This window comes from Burkholderia sp. E168m23 (genome assembly GCF_016586125.1).
GTDB classification, from domain to species: Bacteria; Pseudomonadota; Gammaproteobacteria; order Burkholderiales; family Burkholderiaceae; genus Burkholderia; species Burkholderia orbicola.
The window spans coordinates 1-3,200 of the sequence record NZ_BCPP01000845.1; the positions used below are offsets into that span (position 1 = coordinate 1).

The window sequence follows — 3,200 nt, forward strand, 5'->3', positions numbered from 1 at the left end:
GTTGATCAGCGAATCGATGGCCCGCGAGTTCGCGCGCGAATCGAGCTCGTTCATCGTGCGGCGGAAGTGCGTGCGCCAGTTGGTGACCTTCACGGTGAACACGATGTACGTGACCAGCGCGGCGAACGTCACGTACGCGTAGTAAGCCTCGTACTTGACCACGAAGAAGCCGAGCACGAGCCCGACCTCGACGAGCGTCGGCAGGATGCTGTACAGCGAATACGAAATCAGTTGCTGGATGCCGCGCGTGCCGCGCTCGATGTCGCGCGACATGCCGCCCGTCTGGCGCTCGAGATGAAACCGCAGCGACAGCCCGTGCAGATGCCGGAACACCTGCAGCGCGAGCTGGCGCACCGCGCTCTCGGTGACCTTCGAGAACAGGATCTCGCGCAGCTCGGTAAAGAGCGACGTCGACAGCCGCACGAGCGCATACGCGACCACCAGCAGCCCGACGCCGCCCGCGAGCACGATGCCGGCCGACTGTTCGGCACGGCCGAGCGCGGTGAGCTGCTGCACGTAGGACAGATGGTCGACGATGCGCTTCATCACGACCGGCACGCCGAGGTTCGCGACCTTCGCACCGATCAGGCAGCCGAGCGCGAGCGCGACGCGCCATTTGTAGGTGGTCAGGTACGGCAGCAGCGACCGGATGGTCTGCCAGTCGTTGCGAGGCCCGGTCGAAGCCGGCGCGGGCTCGCCGGAAGCGGGAAATCGGCGCATGGGGAAGGGTTCCGCGGCGGGGCTCCAACCGTGTCTCGACGGCCGGCTCGCGCGCTTTCTCGTACAATTTGCGAACGTTGTATTGTCGCAGAAGCCGCTTCGCGCCGCTGCCGGCGCCCTCGCCGGCCAAGCCTGCGCGCGGCGGCTCATTTATTACAGGATGAAAGCCCCCGCCATGACCGATTCGACCCTCGAACTCCCGCAGAAGCAGCCCGCGCTGCGCGTCGTCCCGCAACCCCACGACGCGAACGTCCACGGCGACGTGTTCGGCGGCTGGATCATGTCGCAGGTCGACATCGCCGGCTCGATCCCCGCGAGCCAGCGCGCGAACGGCCGCGTCGCGACGGTCGCGGTCAACTCGTTCGTGTTCAAGCAGCCGGTATTCGTCGGCGATCTGCTGAGCTTCTACGCCACCATCATGCGCACCGGCAATACGTCGATCACCGTCGACGTCGAGGTGTACGCACAGCGCATGCGCCTGATGGGCGAAGTCGTGAAAGTCACCGAAGCGACGCTCACCTACGTCGCGACCGGGTCGGACCGCAAGCCGCGCCAACTGCCGCCGCTCTGATGCGCACGCGCCGCAGCGCAGCGCAGCGCGGCATGCGGCGCGGCATACGGCCGGTCAGTGCGTGGCGGCCAGCCCGAACTCCCGCATCGCGGGCACGAAATCGTGATTCAGCGCCGGCTTGCGCGACAGCTTGACCAGCACGTAGCGCTGGAATGGCGCAAGCCGCTGCCACTGCGCGAGCGCCGGCGCCGGCAGCCCGGCCAGCGCGCTTTGCTGCACGAGCGACGCCGGCACCGTGTCGACGGTGCGCCAGGCCGGTTGCTCGTCCGGCTGGAACCATGACGGCTCCAGATCGGCGTGCGTGCGCAGCATTTCGAACAGCGCGTGATCGAAATTGGGCTCGATCGCGGTGTCGTCGTCGGCCGGAAAGCGCGCGAGCAGCTTGCGGTCCTCGAGCGGCAGCAGTTGCCACTGTTCGAGCGAAATCCGCAGCCCGAAGCGGTCGAGATTGAAACGCACGATCATCGGGATGTACGTGAAGTTTTCCGACGAATCGTGTTCGAAGTTGAAGAGCAACGGAGCGTCGCTGAGTCCCATGGTCGTTACCTGACGTGGCGGATGCCGGCGCGGCCGGCTTGCCTGGGGTATTTTAGAACCTCTGCGCGCGGGCGGCGGTACGATCGTCGCCGGCCGCGCTTCGAATCAACGGGAGTGCTCGTGAATCCGACCCAATCAGACGAACTGCACGACGCATTGCGCGACGAACCGCGCGGCGCGATCGAGCTGCCCGTGAGCCGCACGCGCGGCGGCGCGGTCGAGACCGCGCACGACTTCGTCGGCCAGGAATGGCCGGTCGCACTCGTCTTCAACGGCATCTCGCACGCGGTGATGATGTGTACGCCGTGCGACCTCGAAGCGTTCGCGGTCGGCTTCGCGATCTCGGAAGGCATCGTCGCGCGCGGCAGCGACATCAAGGACATCGAGGTGATCCTGCACGCCGACGCGCCGCTGCCGCATGCGGAAGTCCATCTGGAAGTGGTCCAGCAGGCGTTCGCCGCGCTGAAGGACCGGCGCCGCGCGCTCGCGGGGCGCACGGGCTGCGGCGTCTGCGGCATCGAGAGCATCGACCTGCTCGACCTCGCACCCGAACGCGTGCCCGATACCGGCTTTCTCGCGCGCCTCGCGCCCGACGCGCTGGCGCGCGCCGCGCATGCGCTGCCGGCGCATCAGGCGCTCACGAAACTGACCGGCGGCCTGCATGCGGCCGCGTGGTGCGACGCAACAGGCGCGATTCGCGCGGCATTCGAGGATGTCGGCCGCCACAACGCGCTCGACAAGCTGATCGGCTCCCTCGTGCTGTCGCGCGCCGATACCACCGACGGCTTCGTGTTCCTGTCGAGCCGCGCGAGCTACGAGCTCGTGCGCAAGGCGGCGCGGGTCGGCATCCCGCTGGTCGCGACCATCTCCGCGCCGTCGTCGCTCGCGATCGAAATCGCGAAGGCGGCCGGCTTGCGGCTCGTCAGCTTCTGCCGCGAAACCGGCCACGTCGATTACGGCACGGCCTGATCCAGACCGTGCGCGTGCGCCGACGGTCTCCCGCCGGCGCGCCTCAGTCCGTCAGTCGAACTGACGGAAATCCGGCTTGCGCTTCTCGAAGAACGCGGTCATCGCCTCGCGCGCTTCCGGCGCGCGCAGCATCGTCGCGAAATGACGCGCTTCCTCGGCCATCCGCGCGGGCGTCGCCACGCCGCCCGTATCCTTGAGCAGCGCCTTCGTCACCCGCAGCGATGCCGCCGGCAACGCCGCCAGCTTCGCTGCCTGCTTCGCCGCGAACGCGTCGAGTTCGGCTGCCGGCAGCACGCGGTTGACGATGCCGATCCGGTGCGCTTCCAGCGCGTCGAACGCCTCGCCCAGCAGCAGCTTCTCGGCGGCGACCTGATGGCCGGCCAGCCGCGGCAGCAGTGCGCTC

Annotated in this window: 5 protein-coding genes; 2 read left to right on the forward strand and 3 right to left on the reverse strand. The window is 68.2% G+C overall.

What is annotated here, in order from left to right:
• Positions 1-720: ABC transporter transmembrane domain-containing protein (locus JMF90_RS30655; RefSeq protein WP_268906073.1), on the reverse strand; the 720-nt coding region annotated here is incomplete at its 3' end.
• 175 nt (positions 721-895) lie between these two features.
• On the opposite strand from JMF90_RS30655, the gene JMF90_RS30660 reads away from it, so the two are divergent.
• Entirely contained in the window at positions 896-1,291 is a 396-nt protein-coding gene (locus tag JMF90_RS30660; protein WP_027809384.1) for an acyl-CoA thioesterase, read from the forward strand.
• 54 nt (positions 1,292-1,345) lie between these two features.
• Here the strand turns inward: JMF90_RS30660 and JMF90_RS30665 are convergent, their stop codons facing one another.
• The gene (locus JMF90_RS30665; RefSeq protein WP_011546178.1) at positions 1,346-1,828 is read right to left on the reverse strand and encodes a nitrate reductase associated protein; all 483 of its coding nucleotides are present in this window, start codon (positions 1,826-1,828) and stop codon (positions 1,346-1,348) included.
• A 114-nt stretch (positions 1,829-1,942) separates the two neighbouring features.
• On the opposite strand from JMF90_RS30665, the gene fdhD reads away from it, so the two are divergent.
• Positions 1,943-2,797 carry a formate dehydrogenase accessory sulfurtransferase FdhD gene (fdhD, locus tag JMF90_RS30670; RefSeq protein ID WP_011546179.1) on the forward strand — a complete coding sequence of 285 codons (855 nt, stop codon included), beginning with the start codon at positions 1,943-1,945 and terminating at the stop codon, positions 2,795-2,797.
• A gap of 51 nt (positions 2,798-2,848) precedes the next feature.
• Here the strand turns inward: fdhD and JMF90_RS30675 are convergent.
• The coding region (locus JMF90_RS30675) for an enoyl-CoA hydratase-related protein (protein ID WP_236598059.1) at positions 2,849-3,200 on the reverse strand (352 nt) is incomplete at its 5' end.